Annotated in this window: 22 protein-coding genes and 1 pseudogene; 11 read left to right on the top strand and 12 right to left on the bottom strand. The window is 70.0% G+C overall.

What is annotated here, in order from left to right; genetic code table 11:
* Positions 1-28: 28 nt before the first annotated feature.
* Complete coding sequence (locus AB0O76_RS42445) at positions 29-1,024, bottom strand: SCO0930 family lipoprotein (protein ID WP_365502836.1); 996 nt, start codon at positions 1,022-1,024, stop codon at positions 29-31.
* A 649-nt stretch (positions 1,025-1,673) separates the two neighbouring features.
* Here AB0O76_RS42445 and AB0O76_RS42450 point away from each other — a divergent pair.
* Together AB0O76_RS42450 and AB0O76_RS42455 are read left to right on the top strand one after the other, a co-directional pair.
* The gene (locus tag AB0O76_RS42450) at positions 1,674-1,802 is read left to right on the top strand and encodes a hypothetical protein (protein WP_365502839.1); all 129 of its coding nucleotides are present in this window, start codon (positions 1,674-1,676) and stop codon (positions 1,800-1,802) included.
* Positions 1,803-1,817: 15 nt separating this feature from the next.
* The gene (locus AB0O76_RS42455; protein ID WP_365502842.1) at positions 1,818-2,582 is read left to right on the top strand and encodes a hypothetical protein; all 765 of its coding nucleotides are present in this window, start codon (positions 1,818-1,820) and stop codon (positions 2,580-2,582) included.
* A 1-nt stretch (position 2,583) separates the two neighbouring features.
* Here AB0O76_RS42455 and AB0O76_RS42460 read toward each other — a convergent pair whose 3' ends face one another.
* A complete protein-coding gene (locus AB0O76_RS42460; RefSeq protein WP_365502890.1) occupies positions 2,584-3,225 on the bottom strand; it encodes an HAD family hydrolase in 642 nt (213 codons plus the stop codon).
* Positions 3,226-3,859: 634 nt separating this feature from the next.
* On the opposite strand from AB0O76_RS42460, the gene AB0O76_RS42465 reads away from it, so the two are divergent.
* Positions 3,860-4,090 carry a hypothetical protein gene (locus AB0O76_RS42465; protein WP_365502845.1) on the top strand — a complete coding sequence of 77 codons (231 nt, stop codon included), beginning with the start codon at positions 3,860-3,862 and terminating at the stop codon, positions 4,088-4,090.
* A 184-nt stretch (positions 4,091-4,274) separates the two neighbouring features.
* On the top strand, positions 4,275-4,814 hold the full coding sequence (locus tag AB0O76_RS42470) for a hypothetical protein (RefSeq protein WP_365502848.1): 540 nt from the start codon (positions 4,275-4,277) through the stop codon (positions 4,812-4,814).
* A 78-nt stretch (positions 4,815-4,892) separates the two neighbouring features.
* Here the strand turns inward: AB0O76_RS42470 and AB0O76_RS42475 are convergent, their stop codons facing one another.
* The gene (locus tag AB0O76_RS42475; protein ID WP_365502892.1) at positions 4,893-5,387 is read right to left on the bottom strand and encodes a hypothetical protein; all 495 of its coding nucleotides are present in this window, start codon (positions 5,385-5,387) and stop codon (positions 4,893-4,895) included.
* A 350-nt stretch (positions 5,388-5,737) separates the two neighbouring features.
* Between AB0O76_RS42475 and AB0O76_RS42480 the strand changes: the two genes are divergently transcribed.
* The gene (locus AB0O76_RS42480) at positions 5,738-6,397 is read left to right on the top strand and encodes a class F sortase (protein WP_365502851.1); all 660 of its coding nucleotides are present in this window, start codon (positions 5,738-5,740) and stop codon (positions 6,395-6,397) included.
* A gap of 48 nt (positions 6,398-6,445) precedes the next feature.
* Here the strand turns inward: AB0O76_RS42480 and AB0O76_RS42485 are convergent, their stop codons facing one another.
* Entirely contained in the window at positions 6,446-7,291 is an 846-nt protein-coding gene (locus tag AB0O76_RS42485) for a polysaccharide deacetylase family protein (RefSeq protein ID WP_365502854.1), read from the bottom strand.
* A gap of 118 nt (positions 7,292-7,409) precedes the next feature.
* Here AB0O76_RS42485 and AB0O76_RS42490 point away from each other — a divergent pair, with 118 nt between their 5' ends.
* The gene (locus tag AB0O76_RS42490) at positions 7,410-7,871 is read left to right on the top strand and encodes a universal stress protein (protein ID WP_266872753.1); all 462 of its coding nucleotides are present in this window, start codon (positions 7,410-7,412) and stop codon (positions 7,869-7,871) included.
* Between the two features lie 123 nt (positions 7,872-7,994).
* The gene (locus AB0O76_RS42495) at positions 7,995-9,428 is read left to right on the top strand and encodes an amino acid permease (protein WP_365502895.1); all 1,434 of its coding nucleotides are present in this window, start codon (positions 7,995-7,997) and stop codon (positions 9,426-9,428) included.
* 4 nt (positions 9,429-9,432) lie between these two features.
* On the opposite strand, the gene AB0O76_RS42500 is transcribed toward AB0O76_RS42495, so the two are convergent.
* From AB0O76_RS42500 to AB0O76_RS42515, 4 genes are all read right to left on the bottom strand, one after another.
* On the bottom strand, positions 9,433-11,064 hold the full coding sequence (locus AB0O76_RS42500; protein WP_365502857.1) for an extracellular solute-binding protein: 1,632 nt from the start codon (positions 11,062-11,064) through the stop codon (positions 9,433-9,435).
* Between the two features lie 48 nt (positions 11,065-11,112).
* Positions 11,113-12,036 (bottom strand): carbohydrate ABC transporter permease, encoded by a 924-nt coding sequence (locus AB0O76_RS42505; RefSeq protein WP_365502860.1) that lies wholly within the window; start codon positions 12,034-12,036, stop codon positions 11,113-11,115.
* Positions 12,033-13,031, bottom strand: coding sequence for an ABC transporter permease subunit (locus AB0O76_RS42510; RefSeq protein ID WP_365502863.1), 999 nt, complete (start codon positions 13,029-13,031; stop codon positions 12,033-12,035). Before AB0O76_RS42510 ends, AB0O76_RS42505 begins: the two co-directional genes overlap by 4 nt.
* A 127-nt stretch (positions 13,032-13,158) precedes the next feature.
* On the bottom strand, positions 13,159-14,286 hold the full coding sequence (locus AB0O76_RS42515; protein WP_365502866.1) for an ROK family transcriptional regulator: 1,128 nt from the start codon (positions 14,284-14,286) through the stop codon (positions 13,159-13,161).
* 141 nt (positions 14,287-14,427) lie between these two features.
* Between AB0O76_RS42515 and AB0O76_RS42520 the strand changes: the two genes are divergently transcribed.
* Positions 14,428-17,367, top strand: coding sequence for a glycoside hydrolase domain-containing protein (locus tag AB0O76_RS42520; RefSeq protein WP_365502869.1), 2,940 nt, complete (start codon positions 14,428-14,430; stop codon positions 17,365-17,367).
* A 464-nt stretch (positions 17,368-17,831) separates the two neighbouring features.
* Here the strand turns inward: AB0O76_RS42520 and AB0O76_RS42525 are convergent, their stop codons facing one another.
* Positions 17,832-18,953: a CapA family protein gene (locus AB0O76_RS42525; RefSeq protein WP_365502898.1), complete on the bottom strand. Its 1,122-nt coding sequence runs from the start codon at positions 18,951-18,953 to the stop codon at positions 17,832-17,834.
* A 419-nt stretch (positions 18,954-19,372) separates the two neighbouring features.
* Here AB0O76_RS42525 and AB0O76_RS42530 point away from each other — a divergent pair, with 419 nt between their 5' ends.
* Entirely contained in the window at positions 19,373-19,885 is a 513-nt protein-coding gene (locus tag AB0O76_RS42530) for a hypothetical protein (protein WP_365502872.1), read from the top strand.
* 137 nt (positions 19,886-20,022) lie between these two features.
* On the top strand, positions 20,023-20,682 hold the full coding sequence (locus AB0O76_RS42535; RefSeq protein ID WP_365502875.1) for a zf-HC2 domain-containing protein: 660 nt from the start codon (positions 20,023-20,025) through the stop codon (positions 20,680-20,682).
* 8 nt (positions 20,683-20,690) lie between these two features.
* Here the strand turns inward: AB0O76_RS42535 and AB0O76_RS42540 are convergent.
* The 3 genes and pseudogenes from AB0O76_RS42540 to AB0O76_RS42550 form a co-directional block, all read right to left on the bottom strand.
* A pseudogene (locus tag AB0O76_RS42540) lies at positions 20,691-21,589 on the bottom strand (DNA-formamidopyrimidine glycosylase family protein).
* 44 nt (positions 21,590-21,633) lie between these two features.
* A complete protein-coding gene (locus AB0O76_RS42545; RefSeq protein ID WP_365502878.1) occupies positions 21,634-23,703 on the bottom strand; it encodes a SpoIIE family protein phosphatase in 2,070 nt (689 codons plus the stop codon).
* A 184-nt stretch (positions 23,704-23,887) separates the two neighbouring features.
* Positions 23,888-24,148, bottom strand: coding sequence for a DUF6777 domain-containing protein (locus tag AB0O76_RS42550; protein WP_365502881.1), 261 nt, complete (start codon positions 24,146-24,148; stop codon positions 23,888-23,890).
* A gap of 148 nt (positions 24,149-24,296) precedes the next feature.
* On the opposite strand from AB0O76_RS42550, the gene AB0O76_RS42555 reads away from it, so the two are divergent.
* On the top strand, positions 24,297-25,449 hold a 1,153-nt coding region (locus tag AB0O76_RS42555; RefSeq protein ID WP_365502884.1), incomplete at its 3' end, for a lipase maturation factor family protein.

The raw sequence follows: 25,449 nt of genomic DNA on the forward strand, positions 1-25,449 counted from the left end.
TGTCCCCCTTTCTTGGCCGGAGTTCGTCCTACTTCGGCGCGCCGACGGGCTTTCCGTCCGGCCCCGCCGCGTACCAAGTCCCGCCCACACCCTGGCCGTTGGTGTCACCGGGCTTCTTGTCGCCGGAGAAGGTGTACATCGGCCAGCAATCGATGGTCTGCTGCTGCTGTCCGTCGGGCCGGTCGAAGACGACGAAGCCCTTCTTGAGGATTCCCTTGGTGTCGTTCTTCTCGACCGGCGGCACCACCGGCCATTTCTCCAGGCACGCGCCCGTGCAGGCGGACTTCATCGGCCAGGCGGAGTCCTTGGTGAAGCGGTAGACCGTCATGCCGTTCTTGTCGACGACGATCTCGCCGAGCTTGGGGTCGTTCCTGGTGGAAAGACCTGCCGGGTCGACGGGTTCGGTCTCGGCGGGCGGCGCCTCCTCCGCGGCGGCCGCCGCCTTCTTGCCGTCTGGGGCGGCGGCGTACCAAGTGCCGCCCACGCCCTGACCCTTGGCGTCACCGGCCTTCTTGTCCTTGGCGTACCGGTACATCGGCCAGCCGTCGATGGTCAGCTGCTTGCTGCCGTCGGACCGGGTGATCTCGCCCATCAGGGAATCGTCCACGCCGGGCGGGGCGACGGCACCCTTGGCCGACACGACGGGCCAGGTCGTGGCGCAGGCGCCCTCGCAGTTCGACTTGGGCGGCTGGGCGGTGTCCTTGTCGAAGCGATAGAGCGTCAGACCCTCGCTGTCGGTGACGACCTTGCCGAGCTTCTTGCTGTCCCAGACGGCGAGTTGGCCCGCCGACTTCGCCGCCCCTCCCTCTTGTCCCTCTTGCGCGTCCCCCGAGTCCGCGCCGTACCCGTCGCCGGCACCGTAACCGGCGTCGGCCGGGGCCTGGTTGCCCACGTTCTGTCCGTTGGGCGACTGGTCCCCCTTCTCCTGACCGCACGCCGTCGTCAGCGCCAGCATCGCCGCAGCTGTCGCTACGAGCGAGGCGCTCCGCCAGGCCCGGGGGGAACCCCCAGATAGATGCAGCATGTTGACTCCCGCTATCCGCTTGGCTGTTCGCGCCACCCGAGTGGGTCACGCATGGCCCTAGGTACGGGCGGGAGCGGCTGATGCGTTCAACGGCGGTTCAAGAATTTTTGTGAGGGGGCGGGTACGCGGGGGGCTGCTGGGGCGGCGGCGTCAATCCCGCGATCACGGCCACCCACCTTCGGGTCACAATCGGGGCGGACCGGCGTGGTTGCGGGAAACGCCGCTCATGATCTCTGACGTGCTTGGATCCTCAAGGGGCGTATCCGCCCTGGTCACGCGAGCGCTGGCGCTGCTGGTGCTGGCCTGGTTAATCGGTGCGCCGGCCACCGCCGCGGCCGCCCCCTACGACGACTGCGCCTACGCCTCGGTCGATCAGGACGGCAGCGGTTCGGGGGGCGGCGCGGTGGCCGTCGCGGGTGACGGGGTGGTGTGCAGGGCCGGTCCCACTCGCCGCCCGAAGCCGCCCCCTCCGCCCCCTCCCCCGCCGCCGCCCGCCCCGGCTCCCCCGCCACGAATCGAGCCTCCGGCACCGGAGCCGCCGCCTCCACCGCCCCCGCCTCCACCGCCGCCCCCGGCAGCCCCCGAGCCCGCTCCGAAGCCGAAACCGAAGCCCACGCCGACTGTCCGCCCCAAACTCGCACCAGCGCCGGTGAGTTATCCCTCGTACCGCCCGGCGCCGCGCAAGGCGCCGCCCCGCAGCGGCCCGTCCCTGGTCTCGCTCACCCTGCTCGTCACCGCGCCCGCGGTGCTCGCCGCCGCCGCGCTGCGGCCGCGCTGAACCGCCGGAGGTCCCATGTCGGAATGGCTTGTTCTCACCCTCGCGATGCTCGCCGCATGCGGCGTCGTCCTCGTCATCGCCTTCCTGCGGCACCGCAGGACGAGTCCTGATTACGACGCATCGGAGACACCGGACGTCATCGAGTACATGACGATGATGATCGGCGTGGTGTACGCGATCGTCCTCGGTCTGGCCATCGCCGGCGTCTGGGAGGCCCGCAGCGTCGCGGAGGATCACGTCCATGCCGAGGCCCAGGCGCTGCACGAGGTCTCCGAACGGGCTCGGGTCTACCCGGAGGAGGTCCGGGACCGCATCCGCACCGACGTCCACGCGTATGTCGGTTACGTGGTGAACACGGAGTGGGACAGCATGGCCGAGAACGCCGAACTCACCGACCGCGGAAACCAGTTGCTCACCCGCGTCCGCCACGACGTGACCGACTACCAACCCAAGTCCGACTTCGAGGCCCAGGCCTACCAACCGATGGTCGACCAGGTCGCCGCCGCGGACGACGCCCGCAGCGCCCGTGGCGACAGCGCGGGCGCCACCATGCCCGGCGTGGTGTGGTTCGGCCTGATCACCGGCGGCCTGGTGACCATCGGCATGATCTTCGCCCTGCAGATCCGCCGCACCCCGCGCGAACTGATCCTGGCCGGGCTCTTCTCGGCCCTGTTCGCCTTCCTGCTCTTCCTGATCTGGGACTTCGACGCGCCCTACAGCCGCGGCATCTCGGCCAGCTCGGATCCGTTCCGGGCGCTCTTCGACAACCTAGGGGGGTGAGTCAGCCGGCGACGACGGACGCCAGCTGGGTGAGGTTGTCGATCCGCCAGTCCGCGCTCTGGACGACGGTCGGGTCGTCGGCCCACCAGTGGCCCCAGGGCCCGCGCCGGATGTGCGCCGCGCGCAGGCCCGCCGCCTTCGCCGGGTAGATGTCGTGTGCGGGGTGGTCACCGACGTACACGGTCCGCTCCGGCTCGGCCTGCGCCACCTCGGCGACCCGGGCGAAGAACGAGGGATCAGGCTTCGCCACGCCCCACTCCTCCGATGTGACGACGAGGTCGGCGGGCAGGTCCAGGTCACGCAGCAGCTCGCCCGCGCGCGGGCTCTGGTTCCCGGCGATGACGACACGGATCCCCTGCTTGCGCAGGCCGCCGAGCGCGGGGCGCACGTCGGGGTAGAGGTCGGTCTCGTCCAGGTACTCGCCGCGTCCCGCGACCTCACGGGCGTGGTACGCGGCGGCGATGTCCATGTCCGGACTGAGCAGGCGCAGCACTTCGGTGTGGTCCCGCCCCCGTGTGACCACACCTCCCACGAGCGCGGAGACGGTGTGCCGTGGCACGCCGAGCCAGTCCGCCCAGGACGCCCAGTAGCGGTCATCTTTCGTGAGGGTCTCCCCCACGCCGAACACCACAGTCTCGATCATCATCGTCCGTAGCCTAGAACTCCGGCGCACGACCACGGCCGTGCGCCGCGCAGGTCTCGACGTGTGTTCGAGTGAATCCGCAAGGCGGTTGGGGGACGGGGAACACCATGGCGGGGGTGGAACCCGCTCGGCTGGAGGGGGAGTTGGTCGAAGCGTGGCGCCCGATGGCGTCGCGACGACCACGGCCGGGCCGGAGGACCAGCGGTACGCCCTGTCGCACGCGGGTTCCCGGCCGGGCGGCGGAAGTGGCCGGCACGACGGGCCGACGCGCCGCGCCCCGGGTTCCCTGCGGAACCGGAGAACTGGCACGCGCCGCCCTGGACGGCCGAACCGGCCACCTCATCGGCCTCGCGGACGAGGCACTCGCGTCGGCGGGCGGGCGCCGGTGGGAGGGCTATGAACGCCACGGGTGCCCGGATGCTCCGGTGCCGGCCGACGCAACCGTCCTTGACCGAGCTGCACGGCGGATCGGTCGACCCCATCACCACCCCGCGGACGTAACACTCCGCTGGTCGGCAACCGCCCCGGGGCAGGGCTACCGAAGCCACCGATACCCCGACACTCCCGCACCGGCCACCCGCCCAGGTCCGTAAACCGGGCTGCGCCGCGGCCCCGCGCGGCGCACTCTGGTGGCATGGCAGCCTGGCAGACACCCATCATCGTTCACCCGCCCGATTCCGACGGCGGACGGCGGGTCACCGTGCGGGGGCGGCCCATCGGTGTCGCCCACGACGACCAGGACCTGGTGGAGTTCCTGCGCCGCACGGGACTCGGCGACGCCGACATGGCGCTCGACGACCCGCATCTGGTGGAGTGGCGCGGCGGCGGGCCGCACGTGTGGGCCGCTACACCGCCGACGCCCTGATATCCCGTCATCGGGGCCGCGACACCCCGGCCGTTCCCCTGTCCGGCCCACACGGTTGCCCCGTTCGCGCGACAGCGATCGCGGCAGCCCGGGCCCCTGCCTAGCGTTTCGGGCATCGAGGTGCATTTCAGGTGCAAGCGGAAGAAGGTCCGCGGCTGCTCCTCGGGGACCCGGAGGAATCATCATGCGCGCGATACGCGTCGCCTCGGCCACTCTGCTCGCCGCCACCGCCCTGACCCTCACCGCCCCCACCGCGGCCGTCGCCAACGACGGCGACTCGAACAACAACATCACGTCGTTCGGCTTCCGCGTCACCCCCTCGACGATCGCCGCGGGCGGCCAGGTCACGCTCAGCGTGGACGGCTGCCAGGGAGACACCACGGTCACCTCCGGGGTCTTCGACGACGCCCATATCCCCAAAGGGCAGCAGTCCGTCAACGCCCAGGTCTTCCCGGACGCCAAACCCGGCGCGATGTACGAGGTGACCTTCGACTGCAAGGGCGAGAAGGGGACAACGGATCTCACCATCGCCACGGGCCGTCCGACACACCACCCGACCATGCACCCCACCACCCCCGTCCACCGGGGTGTGAAGGCCGGCGTCGGCGGCAGTTTCGGCGGTCTCGATCTGCACGAGATCGCCCTGGGCGGCGCCCTGATCGTGGGCACGCTCGGCACCGCGTACTACTGGACGCGCCGCCGCGCCGGCGACGACAACTCCTGACGCCTGACGTGCGCCTGACCGGCGCGGAAGGGGGACGCGCCGGTCAGGCAGGCGGGACGAACCGCACAAGAACGTGCCTCAGATGCCGCGCCCGGCGTTCTCCGTACGACGCCGCATCCAGAACACACCGCCGCCGATCACGGCGGCCGCCACGAGGCCCCCGCCGATCGCCATGTCGGTGGTGGTCGCCCCCTCGCTGGAGCTGCCGCCGAGTCCACCGCGGACACCGCCGTGGATGACGGTGAAGGCCGCCGGGCGGGTGAGCTCCTTGCCTCCGCATACGGCCTTGATGTCGTGAGCGCCGGGGCTGGCGTGGTGGTTGATGGTCGCGGTCCCTGTCGCCGTGTGGCCGTTCGGCATCGGCTTCAGGTTCGTCCTCGGGAAAGCGGTCGACTCGATGTGACCGCCGGACGGGCAGTTGTCGACCGTGACCGTCAGCTGCCCGCCTCTGGGGATGACGCTCGGCATGGCCACGATGTTGGACGGGTTGTCCCAGGCGGCAGCCGTCGGGGCGGCGAGCCCCACGACCGCACCCGCGGTGACGGCGACCGCCAGAGCACGGGTGGCGCGCATACGGGAAGTACGCATGTGAATCCTCCGCGGAAGACGCCCCGGGGAAACCGTCCCCGGTCGATCGGCGAGAGCGCCTCCCAGACAGACCCTCAGATGCCGTGCACAGAGCCGCATTTCGGGAATCGGCCGTACTGGTGAGGCGACACGCCGAAGGGTGAAGGCACAAGCCGATATTGCCGCAGGTCACGGACCGTCAGAAAATTAGTTTCCGGGGCGACTCGGATGGCGCACGCCCGGTATGGCCGCCACCCGTTCGCTCCTGCTCTGTCGCTCATCGCGCGCGCCGCGCTTAGCGTTCTCGTACGCGCAACGGACGCGGTTCGAAAGCCGCGTTGAGAGGGGATCAGAGAATGCTTTCGTCCCAGTCGGCCGAAGAGGAGGAAAGGCAGAGGAAGCGCGCGCCCTGGGGCGTGATGGCGCTTGTTCTGCTGACCGGCCTCGCGCTGATCCGGAATGGCTCAGGGGAATTCGACGTGGGCCCGCCACAGCCCGCATCGGCAGCCGCGGCGGACCAGGCGCCCGATGCGGCCAGGAAGGGCGTCGCACCGCTGACGTTCTCGCCCGCGGACCGGGTCCAGATCAAGGGGATCCGGGTGGACGCGCCGGTCATGGCCGTGGGGCTCGACGCGGAGGGCTGGGTGGACGCGCCGCCGCCGGAGGACCCGAACCTGGCCGGCTGGTTCACCGGGGCGGTGTCACCGGGTGAGAAGGGCACGTCCGTGATCGTCGGACACGTCGACAATCAGCAGGGTCCTGCCATCTTCTACGGTCTCGGTTCGCTGAAGAAGGGAAATCGCGTCGAGGTCCTGCGCAGGGACCGCAAGACCGCGGTCTTCGAGATCTACGGCATCGAAGTGTTCGAGAAGAACAATTTCCCGGGAGATCGCGTCTACGGTGACAGGGGGACCCCGGAAATCCGCGTCATCACCTGTGGCGGCGGTTTCTCCAAGCAGGCCGGATACGACGGGAACGTCGTCGTTTTCGCCCGCCTTGTGGATGTGCGGGGCTGACGGCAATCTCGAGGAAAGCACGCGCCACAGGGCGGGCGAAAGCCCGACCTACATCGAATGGCGGCTCGGCACCGTAATGCGGTAGCCCGAGTCGATGAGTTCCGGAAGGTACGTCCGCAGGGCGTCGACGCTCTGGGAGCGGTCGCCGCCCGCGTCGTGCGCGAGCACCACGACTCCGGGAGCCGCGCCCTTGCGCACGCGCCGGATGATCGTGGCGGTGCCCGGCTCGGTCCAGTCCAGGGTGTCGACGGTCCAGGCGAGCGGCTCCATGCCCAGGTCGGCGCCGAGCTGGAAGGCGTTGCGGTTCCAGGCCCCGTAGGGGGCGCGGAACCAGGCCGGGGGTTCGCCGATGGTGTCGTCGACGACCTCGCAGGTGCGCTCGATCTCCCGGCGCATCGCGCTCCTGTTCATCTTCGGCAGGAGCGGATGGGACCAGGTGTGATTGCCGATCAGATGCCCGTCGTCGGCCATCTCGCGCAGCAGGTCCTTGTTGTCGACGGCCCTCTCCCCGCACACGAAGAACATGGCGCGGACGTCGTACCGGCGCAGGGTGCGCAGGATGCCCGGGGTGTAGCGGGGGTCGGGTCCGTCGTCGAAGGTCAGCACCATGCTGCGGTCCTGCCCGTCCATGCGCAGGATCGGTGCGCGGCGTACGCGCGGCAGGGCGCGGGCGGCATGCGGCGGTCCGTAGCCGGCCATCGGCTGGAGGCGGTATGCGGACGGCTTGAGGCCGCGGGCGGCAGGCGGTCCACCGGCCGCCGCCTCGCCGGTGGCCTTGGGCCCTGGCGTGCCGGGCCGTTCCGTGCCCACGCAGCCCGCGGTGGCGGCAAGCCCGAAGACAGCGGCGCCGCGCAACAATGCGCGGCGCCCGGGAGTCATTTGATGCTTTTTCATGACTAATCCGTCGCATGGCGGAAGGCCCGCGCGGCCCAGCAACACTATGGCGAGCCGCGAATGCACCCGATTCGACCAGCGGCAACAGCTCCGGGGCCGGCTGGGTACCCTCTGCGCTGTGACCGAAGACCACTCCCACCAGTTCGAACGCGGTACCGACGGCCCGAAGGTGATCGTCGTCGGGGTCGATGGCTCGGACTCCTCGCTCCGGGCCGCCGCATACGCCGGAGGCCTCGCCCGGCGGCAGCGTGCGCTGCTCGCCGTCGTCTACGTCCAGCCGGTGATGGCCGCCGGTGCCGCGCTCGGCGCCCCCGTCGCCGAGACGACCGACGAGATCGCCGAGGGCCTGATCGCCGAGATCCGGGCGGCGACCGAGCGGGTGAAGGGGATATTCGACGTGCGCTGGGAGTTCCACACCTTCCGCGGCGACCCCTACAGCGGTCTGGTCAAGGCGGCGGACGATCTCAAGGCCGATGCCGTGGTCGTCGGCGCCTCCGAGCAGGCCGGGCACCGGATCGTCGGATCGGTCGCCGTACGCCTGGTCAAGGCGGGGCGCTGGCCCGTCACCGTGGTGCCGTAGCCGTCGCCCGCCACCGTGCTGAACCCTCACATATGTGAGGCGTGTGGCGTCTATCGTCGCGAGCCTGCCTAGGCCATCATGATCCGCCATCAGCCCATGGCCGTCTGCGAAGAGGTGGAGCTCATGGCGGGACTCCGTATGGGGCAGGGCGTGCTGCGCCGCAAGCCCATCGAACACATCGAAGAGACCGAGTCGGGAGCGGCCGGCGGCCTCTCCCGGACGCTCGGTCTGTGGCAGCTCACGGCGATCGGCATCGGCGGCATCATCGGCGCGGGGATCTTCACCCTCGCCGGGACCGTGGCCAACGGCACGGCCGGACCCGCCGTCCTGATCTCCTTCCTCATCGCCGGTGTCGCGAGCGCGGCAGCCGCCTTCTCGTACGCCGAGTTCGCGGGCCTCATCCCGAAGGCCGGATCGGCGTACACATACGGCTATGTGGTGCTCGGCGAACTCGCGGGCTGGTTCATCGGCTGGGACCTGCTCCTGGAGTACACGGCGATCGTGGCGGTGGTCGCGATCGGCATCTCCGGCTACTTCAACTTCCTGCTCAACGACATGGGCGCCGAGCTCCCCACCTGGATGCTGGGCGCGCCGGGGACGGGCGACGGGCACAAGGTCGATCTGTTCGCGGCGGTCCTGTGCCTGCTCATCGCGTATCTGCTGACCCTCGGCATCAAGAACGCGGCGCGGTTCGAGATGGTCGTCGTGGTCCTGAAGGTCATCGTCGTGATCGTGGTGATCGCGGTCGGGTTCTTCCACATCGACACCGGCAACTACAGCCCCTTCTTCCCCTTCGGGGTCAGCGGGGCGTTCACCGGTGCGGCGACGGTCTTCTTCGCCGTCTTCGGGTACGACGCCATGAGTACGGCCGCCGAGGAGTCCAAGGACGCCCAGCGCCACATGCCGAAGGCGATCCTCTACTCGCTGGCCATCTCGATGGTGCTGTACGTGCTTGCGTGCCTGGTCCTCACGGGCATGCAGAGCTATAAGGACATCGACCCGGAGAGTGGCTTCTCCACCGCCTTCAAGTCCGTCGGGCTCGGCGGTCTCGCCGATGTCATCGCGGTCGGCGCGATCATCGGCATCCTCACCGTGATGTTCACGTTCATGCTCGGCGTGACCCGCGTCTGGTTCAGCATGTCGCGCGACGGGCTGCTGCCGAAGTGGTTCGCCAAGACGCACAGGACGCGGCATGTGCCGACGCGCGTGACCTGGATCGTCGGGTTCGCGTCGGCCGCCATCGCCGGGTTCCTGCCGATCGGCGAGGCGGCCGAGCTGACCAACATCGGCATCCTGCTCGCGTTCGTCGTGGTGTGCATCGCGGTGATCGTGCTGCGTTACAAGCAGCCCGATCTGCCGCGGACGTTCCGCTGCCCGGGAATGCCGTTCGTGCCGGCCATCGGGGTCGCCTTCTCCATCTGGCTGATCACGTTCCTGCAGTGGCAGACCTGGGTGCGGTTCGCCGTGTGGTTCGCCGTCGGCCTCGTCGTGTACTTCGGGTACTCGTACCGGAAGTCGGAGCTCGCCAAGGCCGACGTGCAGGACAAGACGCCTTAGCGGATCAGGCGCTCTTCTCGATCGACCGCGCGAACTCCTTGGCCATCTGGTCCAGGCCCTTGTTCTTCCACTCCGCCCAGAACGGCTTCCACTCGCTCAGCTTCTTGCGGCCGCTGACGATGTCGTTGACGAGGTCCCCCGCCTCGGTCTGCATGCGACCGTAGTGCTGGGTGTACGCGTCGGAGTAGTGGCCGACCACCGGGTTCTGGACGGCGGTCGCAAGGAGCTTCTTCTCGGCGGCGTAGACGTCCTTGACGTCCTGGGCCCGCTCGTCGCCGGGGAAGCTCGACGCGATGATCGCGAAGGGCGAGGTCGTCGACGTCTGCAGTCCGCTGAAGAGGCCCTCGACCTGCTGCTTGCCCTGCTTGGTGCGGGTGGGGAAGCCGTTCTTGTCGTACGTGAAGTCGTCGCCCTCGGTGCCGTACTCGAGGAACTCGCGCTCCTTGCTGCCGAAGGGCGCCGCCAGGTAGTTCAGGACGTCGAGCAGCATGCGCACCCGCTTCTCGTCGCCCTTCTTGACGGCGGTGTAGCCGATGGTGCCCAGGTGGAAGTGGTGGCCCGGCTTCCGGCCGCCCGCGGCGAAGGGGATCAGGATCTCGGCGGCAAGCTCGGGGTCCTGGACGCGGGTGTCCTTGCGGGCGTTGAAGGGGTTCGCGTAGACGCAGGCGCCGATCGAGCCCTGCGCCATCTTGATGTACGCGTCGGCCATCTTGGGGTTGCCCGGGTAGAAGACACCCGCCTTCTTCAGCTTCAGGACGAAGTTGAGGGCTTCCAGGTACTCGTCCGTGTCCTGGAACCAGGTGAGCGAACCGTCCTTGTTCTGCCGCCACTTGTTGGGGGCGCCGAAACACTGGCTCATGACGCTGGCCGTGTTGACGTAGATCGGTTCAAGGGCCCAGACCTTGCCGCCGGTGACCTCCTTGCACTTGGCGAGGAACTCCTCCGGGCTGCTCGCCTGGATGCCGTCCGCCTTCGCCCAGACCTTGGGGTTGCCGCCGAAGACCTGGCCGAACGCGGGGTACGGGACGGGTGCGCCCCAGATCTTGCCGTTCACCACGGCCGTCTTCCAGTGCGCGGGCGTCATCGCGGCGAGGTTCGGATATCTCTTCACCGCGTCGCCCGAGACGTACTCGGTGATGTCCGCGCACTTGGCTTCGAGGAGTTCGGCGATGTGCTGGATGCCCTGGTTGGGCGGGATCCACAGCAGGTCGGGCAGGTCGCCGCCCGCGACGACCGCGGAGAACTTCTCCTCGTAGCCGGGGTCGGTGCCCAGGATCGCGGTCAGGTCGACGCCGAGTTCCTTGTCCAGCTTCTTCCAGTAGGCGTTGGAGTCCTTGGGGGTCGGCGGCTGCGTCCAGATCTCCGTGAGCATCGTGATCTTCGAGCCGTCGCCCGGGGTCTTCGCGACGCTCTGCACCAGGTCCTTGGGGTACGAGAGGAACCCCGCCGAGAGCCCCTTCGCGTTCGGCGCCAGGTCGGGACTGATCTTGTCGAAGGGGACGTACGAAGGCAGCTTCACCTTCGACGATGCCGCCTCGCCCGAGTTCTTCGTCGAGGAGCCACAGCCCGTCAGCGAGGTGGCGGCCGCTCCCGCGGCTACGGCGGTGGAGAGGCTGAGGAAGGTGCGTCGGGACATGCCTGTCATGGGAATCTCCGCGAAGGGTGTCAGAAGGGGGATGGGTTTTCAGCCCTTGATGGCGCCGGTGAGCACGCCCTTGGTGAAGTACTTCTGCAGGAACGGGAAGAGCAGCAGGATCGGGATGAGCGCGATCATGACGACGGCCATGGAGATCGACTGCTGGGGCGGCATGTTCGTGACGCCCAACTGGTCGCCCGTGATGGACTTGCCCTGAACGACATAGGTGCGCAGGACCAGTTGGATGGGCCACTTGCCCGAGTCGTTGAGGTAGAGCATCGCGTTGAAGAAGGCGTTCCAGTACGTCACCGCGTAGAAGAGGCCGACGACGGCGACGACGCCCTTGGAGAGCGGGAGCACGATGCGGGTCAGGATCCGCCAGTCGCCGGCGCCGTCGATCCGCGCCGCCTGGTAGAGCTCCTCGGGGATGTTCATGAAGAACGCGCGCAGGACGACCAGATTGAAGGCGTTGATCATGACAGGGAGGATCAACGACCAGTAGGAGTCCAGGAGTCCGAGCTCCTTGACCACCACGTACATCGGGACCATGCCGGGCACGAAGAGCAGCGTGAACAGGACCATCAGGAGGATCGGCTTGCTGCCGGGGACGCCGCGCTTGCTGAGGGCGTAGGCGAGGGCGATCGTCGTCAGGAGCGAGAGGGCCGTGCCGACCAGCGTGATCAGGACGCTGACGACGACGGCGCGGGAGACGATGCCGCCGGAGAGGATCGTACGGTACGCGTCCAGGGTCGGCTCCGTGGGGAAGAGGACGAAGCCGCCCGCCTCGGTAATCTCCTTGCGGGAGGCCAGGCTGGTGGAGAGGACCGTGACGAACGGCAGGATCATCACGGCGCAGATGACGGTGATGACGACGGCCTTGGCGGTCGAGCCGATCCTCGTCGGCGGCTCTTCCCAGGCGGGCCGCTCCTCGCGGGCCGCGCGGGTGCGCAGGGGGGATCCGAAGCTGCTCATTTGCTGTACACCCCGTGCTCTCCGAAGGCGTGGGCGACCTTGTTGGCGCCGTAGATCATCAGGGCCCCGACGACGCCCTTGACCAGGCCGGCGGCGGCGCCGACGCCCCAGTCGCCGTAGACGACGCCGTGGTAGTAGATGTACGTGTCGAGGACTTCCGCGGCGCGGGCGCCGACCGCGTCGCGCTGGAGCAGGAACTGCTCGAAGCCGACGGACAGTACGTCACCGAGGCGGAGCACGAGCAGCATGATCGTGACGCCGCGCACCGCGGGCAGGGTCACGTGCCACATGCGGCGCCAGCGTCCGGCGCCGTCGACGGCCGCCGACTCGTACAGGGACTGGTCGACGCCGGCGAGCGCCGCCAGGTAAATGATCATGCCCCAGCCGATGTCCTTCCAGATCACCTGCCCGGTGATCAGGAGCGGGAAGGTGCCGGGGTCGGTCATCACCTCCAGGGCGGACATGCCGTGGTCGCGCATGTAGTTGCTCAACAGGCCCGCGCCGCCCAGGACTTGCTGGAAGAGCGCGACGACGAGCACCCAGGAGATGAAGTGCGGCAGATAGACGACGCTCTGCACGAACTTCTTGATGCGCGGGCTGACCAGGCTGTTGATAAGGAGGGCGAGGGCCAGCGGGGCCGGGAAGAAGAAGATCAGCTGGAGCGCGGCGAAGGCCAGGGTGTTGCGCACGGCCTCCCAGAACGCGGGGTCGGCGAAGAGCTCCTGGAAGTTGGCGAGGCCGACCAGCGGGCTTTCCTTGAAGCCGATGAAGGGCTGATAGTCCTGGAAGGCGACGATGTTGCCGAGCATCGGCACGTAGAAGAAGACCAGGAAGAAGAGCAGTCCCGGGGCCATCAGGGCGAGCATCACCCAGTTGTTCCGCCATCGGACGCGGAGCGGGACGCGGCGATGGCGCGGCGGCCCCTGCGGCGGCGCGGCTGACGCGGGCGGTGGCGACGCGGCCTTGGTCCTGCGCAGCGTTCCTTGGGATGTCACACGTACTCCCTGGCCTGGCGGCACGACGGAATGGGGATGTCGGCATGCGGCCAATTAAGAAGCCAAGTTGCCGAATGAGAGCCACATCATCGAAGCGCGGCTCTCGTCCGTCAACCACCTGTCGGTCCTAGAGAGTTGGACTTTTCTGCGCGGCGTGATCGATGTGTTCCAGTGCGAGACGGGCTGCCCCGATTGCGGTTGATTCCTCGCCGAGTACGGATGTTTGCACCGTGGGCGCATAGGGGCTGAGCTGGGCGAGCCGCTGCGCGAACGGCTCGCTGAGCAGGGCGCCCGCGCGGGAGATGCCGCCGCCGAGCACCACGGACTGCGGGTCGAGTACGGCGACATGGCGGGCCAGGCTGTCGGCGAGCGCCTCGGCGAACGCGCGCAACGTGTAGCGGGCGCCGCCGTCCCCGGCCGCCGCGGCGGTCACCACTGCCCGTGCCGCGTTCTCGCGGGTGGGCCGGTCCGCGCCCTCGTGGCCCGCGAACCAGTCGAGAAGCCGCTGGTAGCAGCGTCCCCAGCCGTCCCCCGCGACCATCTCGCCCGCCGCGCCGTGGTGTCCGCGGTGCAGCTCGCCCCGCAGCCACAGGCCGATGCCGAGGCGGTTGCCGACGTACAGGTACACGCAGTCACGGGCGCCGACGGACACTCCCCCGGTGCACTCGGCGAGCGTCGCGAGCTGGATGTCGTTGCCCACGACGACCGGGCCGTGGCCGGCGTCGGCGAGCTCGCGGGTCAGGTCGCGGCCCGTCCAGTCCGGCAGCGAGTCGCTCTCCACCACCCGCCCCCGCGCGTCCACCATGCCGCTGGTGCCGACCCCGGTGGCCAGCGGGCGCACGCCTTTCGCCGCCGGCTGGGCAAGACAACCCGCGATCGCCTCGCGGACGGCGTCGAGGCGCCGGGGCCCCGGCAGTTCGGGCGTGACGGCGACACGCTGGGTGGCCACGGTGCGGCCGAGCAGATCGGCCGCGTGCACCAGGATCTTGTGCGCGCCGATGTCCACGCCGAGCACATGCGCGGCCTCCGCACGGAAGCGGAATCTGCGGGCCGGCCTGCCCACGCTGCCGCTGCCGGGCGTCAGTTCCACCAGGCGGCCCTCGCGAAGCAGCTGGGCCGTGAGGTCCTGCGCCGTGGGCCGCGAGACGCCGATGAGCGCGGCGAGTTCCGGCACGGTGATCTCGTCGCGCTCGCGCAGCACACGCAGGGCGGCCGCCGCGTTGAGGCGGCGCAGCAGCGACGGGTCTCCACTCATGGGTTCCCCCTTCATGGACTCCCCCGCCTGGGCTCCCCGATTCAAGGCGTCCCCCTTGACATCGCGATCGGTTGATCTCCAGTGTGACCCCGGAGAGATTGAGAAACTTACCTAATAAACAGCGCCCTTGGGGGAGCACAGATGGGTGAGACCGGTCATCCGGAGCTGGCATGCGGGATCGGCTCCTGGGACAGCGACGTCTACGGCAACCACCGGCTGCTCGTACGCGCCGACGCCACCGACACCGCGGCGCACGCCGTCGCGGCCGAACTCCCCTGGCGGCGCCAGGATCCGGACCCCGGGTCGGTGGACGTGATCGTCGTCGGCCCGTCCGGGGAACGCGTACGCAACACGGTGGCCCTGGAGGTGACCGACGAGGCGGGGCGCATCGCCTTCGAGCCGGTGGACGGCCCCGGCACCTACGCCGTGCACTATCTCCCGTACGCGCACACGGGCAAGCCCTACTACCCGCAGGCCGACTACCGCAGGACCACCAGGACCGCCGACCCCGGCTGGGTCCACCGCTGCGGACTGCACGACACCGCCGGGTGGGAGAAGCTGCCGCGCGCCGAGGCCTTCGGATACGAGGCGGCGAGCGCGGTCGACTCGTTCGCACCGCTGGGCTTCGCGGCGACGGCGGAAGAGCGATCCCAGCTCCAACAAGCGTACGCAGCCGAACAGTTCCTCCTCTTCGGCGAGGACCGGAGACATCCGCTCGGCCGCTACCACCGGCTGCCCGCACGCTGGGCACGGGCCACCCCCTTCGCACCGCACGTGGTCACGGCCGACCGCGGCGAGTTCCGCGCGCTGCAGGTGGGCCTGTACGCGCTCGGGGACCTGACGGACGTACGCGCGGAGATCCGCGGGCTGCCCTTCGCCGTGCGGTGCATCAGCACGGGCGGCACCGACGCGCGCGGCAAAGCCTTCGTGCGGCGCGTCGACGTCGGTGCGGGGCGGGCGAACGCGCTGTGGTTCGGCGTGCAGGTGCCGGAGGACGCCCAACCGGGCCTGTACGAGGGCGAGATCGCCGTTCGAGCGTCCGGCGCCCCGGAGCGGATCCTGCCGCTGCGGCTCACGGTCGGCGAGGACGCCGTCGCCGACGGCGGTGCCGGGGAGCCGTGGCGGCTCGCGCGGCTCGGCTGGCTGGACTCGGCGTTCGCGCAGAACGACGAGGTGGTGGCGCCGTTCACCCCCGTCGAGACCGACGGACAGCGCCTTGCGATTCTCGGCCGCACGGTCGAACTCGGCCCGGACGGACTCCCCCGGCGGATCGCCTCCACGTTCACCCCGACCGTCACGCGCACCGACGGACCGGAGCGCGAACTGCTCGCCGCGCCGATCACCCTCGACGTCGGCCGCCCCCTCGAACGGGAGCCGCTCACCCTCGACCGGCCGGGCCCGGCACGGGCGCACTGGTCGACGCGGGCGAAGGGGCGGGACGTACTCCTTTCTGTCCAGGGCGAGTTGGAGTCCGACGGCTTCCTGGTCGTGCGCGCGACGATCGAGGCGACCGCCGACACCGAGCTCGACGTGACACTCGACGTGCCGATCCGCGAGGAGGTCGCGCGGTACGCGATGGGTCTTGGCCTGACCGGCCGGGCCTGCCCGCGGACGTATGACTGGAACTGGGACACCCCCACCCGCAACCAGGACGCGTTCTGGCTCGGCGACCCGGCGGCGGGCCTCCAGCTCGGCCTGCGCGACGAGCACTACGCACGGCCGCTGAACACCAACTACTACCGGGAGAAGCCCCTGCGTACGCCGCGTTCCTGGGCGGGCGACGGGGCGGGCGGGGTGCGGCTGCGTACGGCGGACGGCGTCCGGCGGCTGACCGCCTTCAGCGGTCCGCTCGCGCTGAGCGCGGGCGAGAGCCGGTGCTTCGAGTTCCGTCTGCTCCTGACCCCGTTCAAGCCGCTGGATCCGGGCCGCCAGTTGTCCGAGCGCTACTTCCACGCGTACGCGTCGCCCACGGAGATCGCCGAGTACGGCGCGAACATCGCCAACCTCCACCACGCGACGCCGCCCAACCCGTACATCAACGATCCGCTGCTCGGCGCGGACGCGCTGCGCTCGTACGTGGCAGAGGCGCATCGGCTCGGGGTTCGGGTCAAGGTCTACGACACCGTGCGTGAACTGACGCGGCACACACCGGAGTTGCCGGTGCTCGCCGGGCTCGGGGACGAGATCTTCGCGCCGGGGCCCGGTGGTGGGCACGCGTGGCTGCGGGAACATCTGGGCGATGACTACGTCCCCGGGTGGGTGGCGCCCGACGTCGGGGACGTCGCGGTCGTCACGTCCGGTGACTCGCGGTGGCACAACTCCTATGTGTGCGGGATCGAGCGGCTGCGGCGGGTCGTGGGCGTGGACGGGCTCTACCTCGATGACGTGGCGTACGACCGGACGACGATGAAGCGGGTTCGCAAGGCGCTGGCTGCGTCCGCGTCCACGTCCACGTCCGTGGAGGGGGCGCCGTTGGTTGATCTGCACTCCTGCAATCAGTTCCGCGAGGCGGACGGGTTCGCGTCCAGTGCGAATCTTTATGCGGAACTGCTGCCGTATGTGGACCGGCTGTGGCTGGGGGAGCTTTTTGACTACGAGGGGGTGGAGGGTGCGGGGGTGATCGGCACCGGTGCCGATCCCGCGTACTGGCTCGTCGAGATCTCCGGGATTCCGTTCGGGTTGATGGGCGAGATGTTGGAGGGCGGTGGGAATCCCTGGCGGGGGCTTGTCTTCGGGATGACGGGACGGGCTCCGATGGTGGATGTACGGGGGTTGTGGCGGGCCTTCGACGCACTGCGGCTGCCGGAGGCGGAGATGACGGGGTGGTGGGCTTCGCCGCCGGTTTCTACCGGGCGGGGGGATGTGCCGGCCACGGTGTGGGAGGGGCCTGGGGGGTTAGTGGCGGCGGTTGCCTCCTGGGCGCGCGAGCCTGTGGACGTCGTGTTGACCTCGGCGGCGGGCGGGGAGCCGCTGGCTTCTTGCGCACCTGCGGTCGACGGCTTCCAGCCGGAGCGGAGGTTCGCGGCGGGCGAGGCGGTTCGGGTGGAGCCGGGGCGGGGGTGGCTGCTTCGGCTGGGGTAGGTGGTGGGCCCTGCGGGGCTTCTTTCCCTCATCCCGCCCCTTCCCGGCTGTGACATTTTGCGGCTCCGCCGCGTGGGGGGCTCCGCCCCGGACCCCGGCTCGTGGCTCGGTCGATCACCGGCTCCGCCGAGTTCGTCCTCAAACTCCCCCAAGCTCTTAAAGAGCAGGGGGACCCCCTCGACGGGCTGAAAGGCCTGCGGCCGGGCTGGAAGACCTACCGATGGGTGGGCGGGCAAGTGCCGGGTTTCGGGCGGGTGGGCGGGAAACTCGCCGCGAAGCGGCGGTACGGCGGCGCGGCCGACGACGGCGCGTCGGCAGGCTGGGGCCGATGCCGGGCAATCGGGAAGGGGGTCCCCCCTGCTCATGAAGAGCTTGGGGGAGGGCGGGAAAGATCCGCCGCGAAGCGGCGGTCTTGAGCGGGGTCCGGGGGCGTAGCCCCCGGTTTCGGGAAGGCCGCACCCGAACTACCGCCCCATCCGCAAACCGTCCTCCCCCGCCCCCCGACTCAGCACCACCCGCCGAATCCGATCCCGGACGTCCCCGACGTCCGCACCCCGCGCCAACGCCGCGTTCAGATTCACCACCCGCCCCGTATCCGTGTTGAACCACTGCGGGATGAACTCCGCCTTCCGCACCGACCAGCGGCGGTCGTCGCCCCCCGACGCCGGTGGGGCGAAGGTGAAGCGGCCCAGGGTGCCCTGGTTGCCACGCGGATCGTTCTCGCCGTCGTGGTTGATCATGTCGCCGGCGATCTGGTCACCCATGCCGTACACGACCCAGGTCCCGTTGACCTTCTCGTACGCCTGCGGCACATGCGCATGCGTACCGAGGATCAGGTCGATGTCGGGGCGGCCCGCCGTCCGCGAGGACGTCAGCTGCTTGCCGAGGCTCAGCTGGCGGCGGTCCGGTGCGTCCTGCCACTCCGTGCCCCAGTGCACGGAGACCACCACCACGTCCGCGCCCGCCTTGCGGGCCGCCCGCGCGTCCGCGACGATCCGGTCGCGCTGCATGAGGTTGACCGTCCAGGGCTTGCCCTTGGGCAGCGGGTACCCGTTGGTGCCGTACGTGTACGCAAGCTGCGCGACCTTCGCGCCGCCCGCCCGCAGCCACGCCGGTGACCTGCCCTCGGCGGCCGTACGGCCCGAACCCGCATGCTTGACGCCCGCCTTGTCGAGCGCGCCCAGCGTGCGGCGCACCCCCGCCGCGCCGTCGTCGAGCGTGTGGTTGGAGGCGGTCGAGCAGGAGTCGTAGCCGGTGGCCTTCAGGGCTCGGGCGATCTGCGGAGGGGATTTGAAGGTCGGGTAGCCGGTGTAGTCGCCGTTCTCGCCGTACACCGTCTCCATGTGACAGATCGCCAGATCCGCCTTGGAGACGACCGGCTTCACGCCCACGAGCATCGGCTCGAAGTCGTAGCCGTCGCCACCCGCATCCGCGTTCGCCTTGCTGATGATCGAGGAGTGCGGGAGCACGTCCCCGGATGCGATGAGGGTGAAGGCGCGGGGCGCGCCCGCGCCGCCGCCCGCCGCCGATGGCGCGGGCGGCCGCACTTCCCGATGGCCACCGCGCGGGTCGCCGTCCCGCTGCATTTCGTGTCGCGGCTTCGGCTTGTGCCGTTGCCCGGGCTCCTCATTCGCCGTGCAGGCGGCGGTCCCGGCGAGAGTGGCTCCGATCATTACGGCCGCCAGAACGGTTGTTCCCTGCGGCGTGCGCTGTGTCATCGACCAGGCTCCGTGAATGGGGGATATCGGCGAAACGAATCCACATTCGGGCACAATGCCGAGTCAAGCAGCAATGCCTCCATAGTCCCTGAAACGGACTCAAAACCTTCGGCCATGTGACACGAAGAACAGAGGGCATTTGACCTGCGACGAAACCGGGGCCCGGGTCAAACCTCTGTAAAGCGCCTTGCTCAGCACCCCTGTTGAGTAATCGGCTGTCCTCATCCGTGCTCCGGATTGGGGGCCAGAGGCCGGCGACGCGCACGGACAGAGGAAGGCGAGACGGGATGCTGCACGAGAGTCGAGGAAACGCCGAGGGCCCCGGCGGCGAACTGACCGTGCCGATGGCCTGGCTGTACGCGGAGTACATCGCGGACGAATTACTGCGCACCGGCGATTTGATGCCGCCGACATCTTTCGAATACCGAGCGGGGCGTGACGCTCTGGCCCTCACTATTTTTCTCTCCGACACGCGGGGCGAACTGTCGGGCATCCGTGTCGTCTCGCAGCTGGAGACCTGGCTGTCCCTGACGGCCTACGACCAGCCGTGGCAGGACTGGGTCGCCGAGCGGATGGCCGGGCTCGCGGCGGACGCGGCCGCATCCGGCGCTCCCACACCCGATCTGGAACTGGCCGACCAGGCCTGGCGGTGGCTCGAGGAGACGGAGCTGCTCGCCCCCGACCTGGACGCGGTGCCGGGCGGCGGGTCACCCGGGAGCGAGGACGACGGGCCGAAGGTGTGGACGGCGGCGTGGCGCCTGGGGCTGCCGCTCGGGCATCTGGCGATCCATTTGTTCTGACATCTGACACCTGACACCTGACAGCACGGGCCACCACACGAATGGCTGTTCTGCCGCCGTGCCTTGAGTGATTCGGCGGTCCGCTGCGTACGGGAGGGCAAGAAGCAACCTGACCCACACAGAACGCAAGGAACGCCATGAGGTCCCTGGAGCGGCATCGCGACGCCGGCGCCTACGCGCTCGGTGTCCTCGACGCGGCGGACACCTTCCGCTTCGACGATCACCTCATGGACTGCCCGGTCTGCCGTGACCTGGTCACCGAACTGACCCCCACGGCACGGCAGTTGGAGGCATACATCCGGGTGACGCCACCGCGCGTCGACCCGCTGGCCACGGCAGGACCCGGCCTGCGCGACCGGCTGCTCGCCGAGGCCGGGCGGCTGCGGCACAGGGCGGCCGGGCGCAGGCGGTGGCTGTGTGCGGTCGCCGCGAGTGTCGTACTCGCCGTGGCGGGGCCGTCGGTGGCGGTCCTCACCGCCGACGGCCCCGGCCCCGAGCGGATCACCGCCCGTGACGGCCGCACCGGCGTCTCGGCGACGCTCACCGCGCACGACCGCGCCTGGGGCACGGACATCGGACTTCGCGTCCATGACCCGGAGGGCTCGCATGTCTGCGAGCTGGTCGCCATCGGCAGCGACGGCTCCGAGCAGCCGGTGACGACGTGGAAGGTGCCCGCCGGTGCGCCATCGGAAGGAGTGTCGACAGAGGGCGGCGCCGCGCTCCCCCGCGAGGACATCGACCGGTACGAGGTGCGCACCACGGCGGGCGAGCACCTCCTGACGCTCGACCGCCGTTGAGCCGCGCGCTACTTGAGCAGCCGTGACATCCGCCGGTCCGCGAGCCGTTTGCCGCCCGTCTGGCAGGTGGGGCAGTACTGGAGTGAGGAGTCGCTGAAGGAGACCTCCCGGATCGTGTCGCCGCAGACGGGGCACGGCTCGCCCGTGCGGCCGTGGACGCGCAGGCCGCTCTTCTTCTCCGCCTTGAGCCGGCCCGCCGCGACCCCGTGCGAGCGCTGCACCGCCTCGCTCAGCGTGGTCCGCAGCGCCACGTACAGCCCATGGGTCTCCTCCTCGGTCAGGCTCGAAGCCAGCTTGAACGGCGACATCCGGGCCATGTGCAGGATCTCGTCGCTGTACGCGTTCCCGATCCCGGCGATCAGGGTCTGGTCCCGCAACGCGCCCTTGATCTGGCGTCGTTCGCCCGCCAGGAGCCCCGCGAAACGGTCCTCGTCGAAGTCGGCGGCGAGCGGGTCGGGGCCGAGACGGGCGATGCCCGGGAGCTGTGCCGGGTCCTCGGTGACGTACACGGCGAGGCGCTTCTGCGTGCCGGCCTCCGTCAGGTCGAAGCCCTCGCCGGTCTCCAGCGCGACCCGCAGGGCGAGCGGGCCCTTGCCGGGGCGGGGCACTCCGTCGGGCAGCCGGTCCTTCCAGTGCAGCCAGCCGGCCCGGGCAATGGGGTCTCCCCTGCTCGAGCGAAGCCGAGAGCTTGGGGAAGGGTGACCAGGTGCACGCCGTCGGCGTCGATGTCGAGGAACTTGCCGTGCCGCGCCACGCCTGTGGCGGGTCGGCCTTCGAGGGCGGTGAGCGGAGGTTCGTACGTCTTGAGGACGCTGATCGCGACGGGCAGCACCCGCACGATCTCGTGGCCGACGAGGTGGTCGGTGAGGAAGGCGCGCAGCGCCTCGACCTCGGGGAGTTCCGGCATCCGCTCACTCCTGGCCCTGGTCCGGCATCGTCATGCGACGGCCCTCAGCTCTGGCTGTCCCGCGCGGGCACGATGAACTCGCACCACACACATTTGCCGGTCCCCCGCGAGTCCACGCCCCACACGTCCGCGAGCATGTCCACCAGGAGAAGACCGCGGCCCGACACCCCCGACTCCCCTGCCTCCCTGCGGCGCGGCAGCGCGCTCGACGAGTCCTCGACCTCGACGCGAAGGCGCCGGTCGGAGCCGGTCAGGACGCGCAGCGTCACGATCGCCGCGCCGTCGGTGTGCATCAGGGCGTTGGTGATGACCTCGTCGGCGACCAGTTCGACCTCGTCGGCGCGGTCCTTGGCACCCCAGGCGCGCACGGCGGCCCTGATCATGTGCCGGGCCTCGGCGAGCGCCTCCGGATCGCCGGGGCCGACATGCTGCTGGAGGCGGCCTCCGGAGCGCGGCGCGTTGAGGAGGCGGCGGCGCAGGAGCAGCAGGGCCGCGTCGTCTTCGCCGCCCCGCTCGTCGACGATCGAGCAGAGCCGGTCGGCGAGCTCCTGTAGGTTGCGCGGGCCCGAGAAGGCGAGGTCGCCGAGCGCCCGAAGCCCGTCGTCGAGGTCGGCGCCCGGCTCCTCGATGAGACCGTCGGTGAAGAGCAACAGGGTCTGTCCCGCATCGAGTTCGAGGGTGCTGACGGGGTATTCGAGACGGCCGAACTCGGCGGAGAGGCCCAGTGGGAGTCCCCCGTCGACGGGCACCCTGCGACAGCTCCCGTCGGTCTGCTGGAGCAGCGGATCGATGTGTCCTGCCCGCACCAGCTGGATGACGCCCGTCGACAGATCGGCCTCGGCGTACAGGCAGGTGGCGAAGCGTTCGGTGTCCAGCTCGTGCAGGAAGCCGGAGGCGCGGGCCATGACGGTGGCGGGGTTGTGCCCCTCGGCGGCGTAGGCGCGAAGGACGATGCGCAGCTGCCCCATGACGGCGGCGGCGTGTGTGTCATGGCCTTGTACGTCGCCGATGACCGCCCCGACCCGGCCGCCCGGCAGCGGGATCACGTCGTACCAATCGCCGCCGATGTCCCGGCCGAGCGCCGCCGAGCGGTAGCGGACCGCGATCTCGGCGCCCCGGACGCCGGGGATGGTGCGCGGCAGCATCGCCTGCTGGAGGCCCTGGGCCAGGTCCTTCTCCTGCTCGTAGAACATCGCGCGCTGCAGGCTCTGCGCGATGCCGCTGCCCAGGGCGACCAGGACGTTGCGTTCCTCCTCGGTGAAGCCGGTCTTGTCCTGGTAGAGCAGGCCGAGTACGCCGATCGGCCTGGCCTGCGCGATCAGCGGCAGATAGGCGGCGGCGGTGATGCCGAGCTTGTCGATGTGCGGCCACAGTTCGGGGTACGAGGCCGCGAACTCGGCGGCCGTCTCGATGAAGCGCGGCGAGAGCGTGCGCACCACCTCGCTCATCGGAAACTGCTCGTCGACACGGGTGAACTTGGTGCCCGGTACGAAGCTGCCCGTCGGCCCCTCCGCGACGAGCCGGATCCGCCCGGCCTCGACCAGGCCCATGACGAGGTTCGACGCGCCCAGGTGGGCCAGGCCGTGGGTGTCCTTGAGCACGTCGATGACGTCCCGCACGGTGCGGGCGTGTGCGAGGGCCGCGGTGGTGCCCTGCACGATGCTCGTGCGGCGCCGCCGGTCCTCCTCCTCGTCGGCGCGCTCACGCCGGGCCGTGCTGTCGCCCAGTTCCTGGGTGGCGTCGCGGACGATGCCGACGATGCGGCGCGGGCGGCCCGTATCGTCGCGTTCGATGTGCCCCTGGGTGTGTGTCCAGCGGAGCCCGCCGTCGCGCAGCCGGATGCGGAAGTAGATGCCGTAGGTCCGGCTGCCGTCCTTGAGCGCGTGCGAGACGTACGCGTCCAGGCGGTGCGCCTCGATCGGCGGGACCCGCACGGCCAGGGTCGCCGGATGGCCGTCGTACTCGTCGGCCCGCAGGTCGAAGACTTCCAGGCCCGCGGCGTCCAGATGCATCAGGCCGCTGTCGAGGTCCCAGTCGAAGCAGCCTGTCCGGTTGAGCGCCAGGATCGGCCGCGGGTCCGCTGGCCAGCCGTCCGGCAGTGACGTGGGCGTCATGACACTTCATGATTCTTCGCTGTCGGGCCCGAGCGCGCACGCTCAGCTTTCGAAAGCGCCGGGATCGCTGGTCAGAGGGGCGTCGGGCAGTCCGGGGAGGTGGTGCCCGGGTCGGTGGGCGGCTCGCTGCTGTCCGAGTCGCTCGGCGTGGGGGGCGACGTGCTAGGCGTCGGCGTGCTCGGGGTCAGAAAGTGGCCTGACCACTGCGGTAGCCGTGGTTCGTGACGCGGGTGTCGGCCCGCAGCACGACGGGGGTCAGGCCGCGCGGGAAGCCGGGGATGTCGGCCTGGGAGATGCCCGACGCCTGGGCGAAGGCGCGGGCCTTGCCCTGGTCGGCGACGAGGAAGCGGACCTGGGCGTCGACGACGTTCCGCTCGGTGCGGGCTGCGGCGAACGGGTGAGGGGGCCGCCGTCGGCGGACTTCTTCTCGCCTCCGCCAGAGCATCCGGCGACGGCGGGGGCCACGGATATCGCGAAGGCCGTCGCATGGTTCCTGGTCGGCACACGCACCCTGGTCTCCCGCCTGTTTGACGGGCGCCGGGTCCGCGCGGGTCGAGGGGTGGCAGGCGCCGGTTCGGGCGCAAAATGGCCTTGTGCAGTGGTTCACGGCAGATCAGTACTGGCTCGCCCGGCTCGTCTTCCAGCGGGCACTGGCCGCCGTCTACCTCGTCGCGTTCCTGAGCGCGGTGCTCCAGTTCCGCGCACTGATCGGGGAGCGCGGGATGCTGCCGGTGCCGCGTTACGTGGCGCAGGTGCCGTTCCGCCGGGCGCCGAGCCTCTTCCAGCTGCACTACTCGGACCGCTTCTTCGCCCTGGTCTGCTGGGCGGGCTGCGGCTGCGCGGCGGCGCTGGTCGCGGGTGTCGACGGGCTGCTGCCGCTGTGGGGCGGGATGCTCCTCTGGGTCGTGCCCTGGGTGCTCTACCTGTCGATCGTGAACGTGGGGCAGACCTGGTACGCCTTCGGCTGGGAGTCACTGCTCCTGGAGGTGGGCTTCCTCGCCGTCTTCCTCGGCAACGACGAGACCGCTCCCCCGGTCCTCGTGCTGTTCCTGCTGCGCTGGGTGCTGTTCCGCGTCGAGTTCGGGGCCGGGCTCATCAAGATGCGCGGCGACGCCTGCTGGCGCAAGCTCACCTGCCTGTACTTCCACCACGAGACACAGCCGATGCCCGGCCCGCTGAGCTGGTTCTTCCACCACCTCCCCAAGCCGGTCCACCGGATGGAGGTCGCGGCGAACCACTTCACCCAACTCGTCGTCCCCGTACTCCTGTTCACGCCCCAGCCGATCGCGACGGCCGCCGCCTGCCTGATGATCGCCACCCAGCTGTGGCTGGTCCTGTCCGGAAACTTCAGCTGGCTGAACTGGATCACGATCGTGCTCGCCCTGTCGGTCCTGGACTTCGGCGGCGTGGGCGCACCGGCCGATCCGCCCGCTGCCCCGCTCTGGTACGAGGTGGTGGTCATCGCCGTGACCGCCGGGCTCCTCGGCCTGAGCTACCGCCCGGCGCGCAATCTGTTCTCGCGCCGCCAGATCATGAACTATGCCTTCGACCCGCTCCATCTCGTCAACGCCTACGGCGCGTTCGGCAGCATCAGCCGCGTCCGCATGGAGGTCGTCGTCGAAGGCACGGCGGACGCATTGCCCCGGCACGACTCGCTGTGGCTGGAGTACGAGTTCAAGGGCAAGCCGGGTGATGTGCGGTGCTGGCCACGCCAGTTCGCGCCCTATCATCTCCGGCTCGACTGGC

This window comes from Streptomyces sp. NPDC086554 (assembly GCF_040686095.1).
GTDB lineage: Bacteria > Actinomycetota > Actinomycetes > Streptomycetales > Streptomycetaceae > Streptomyces.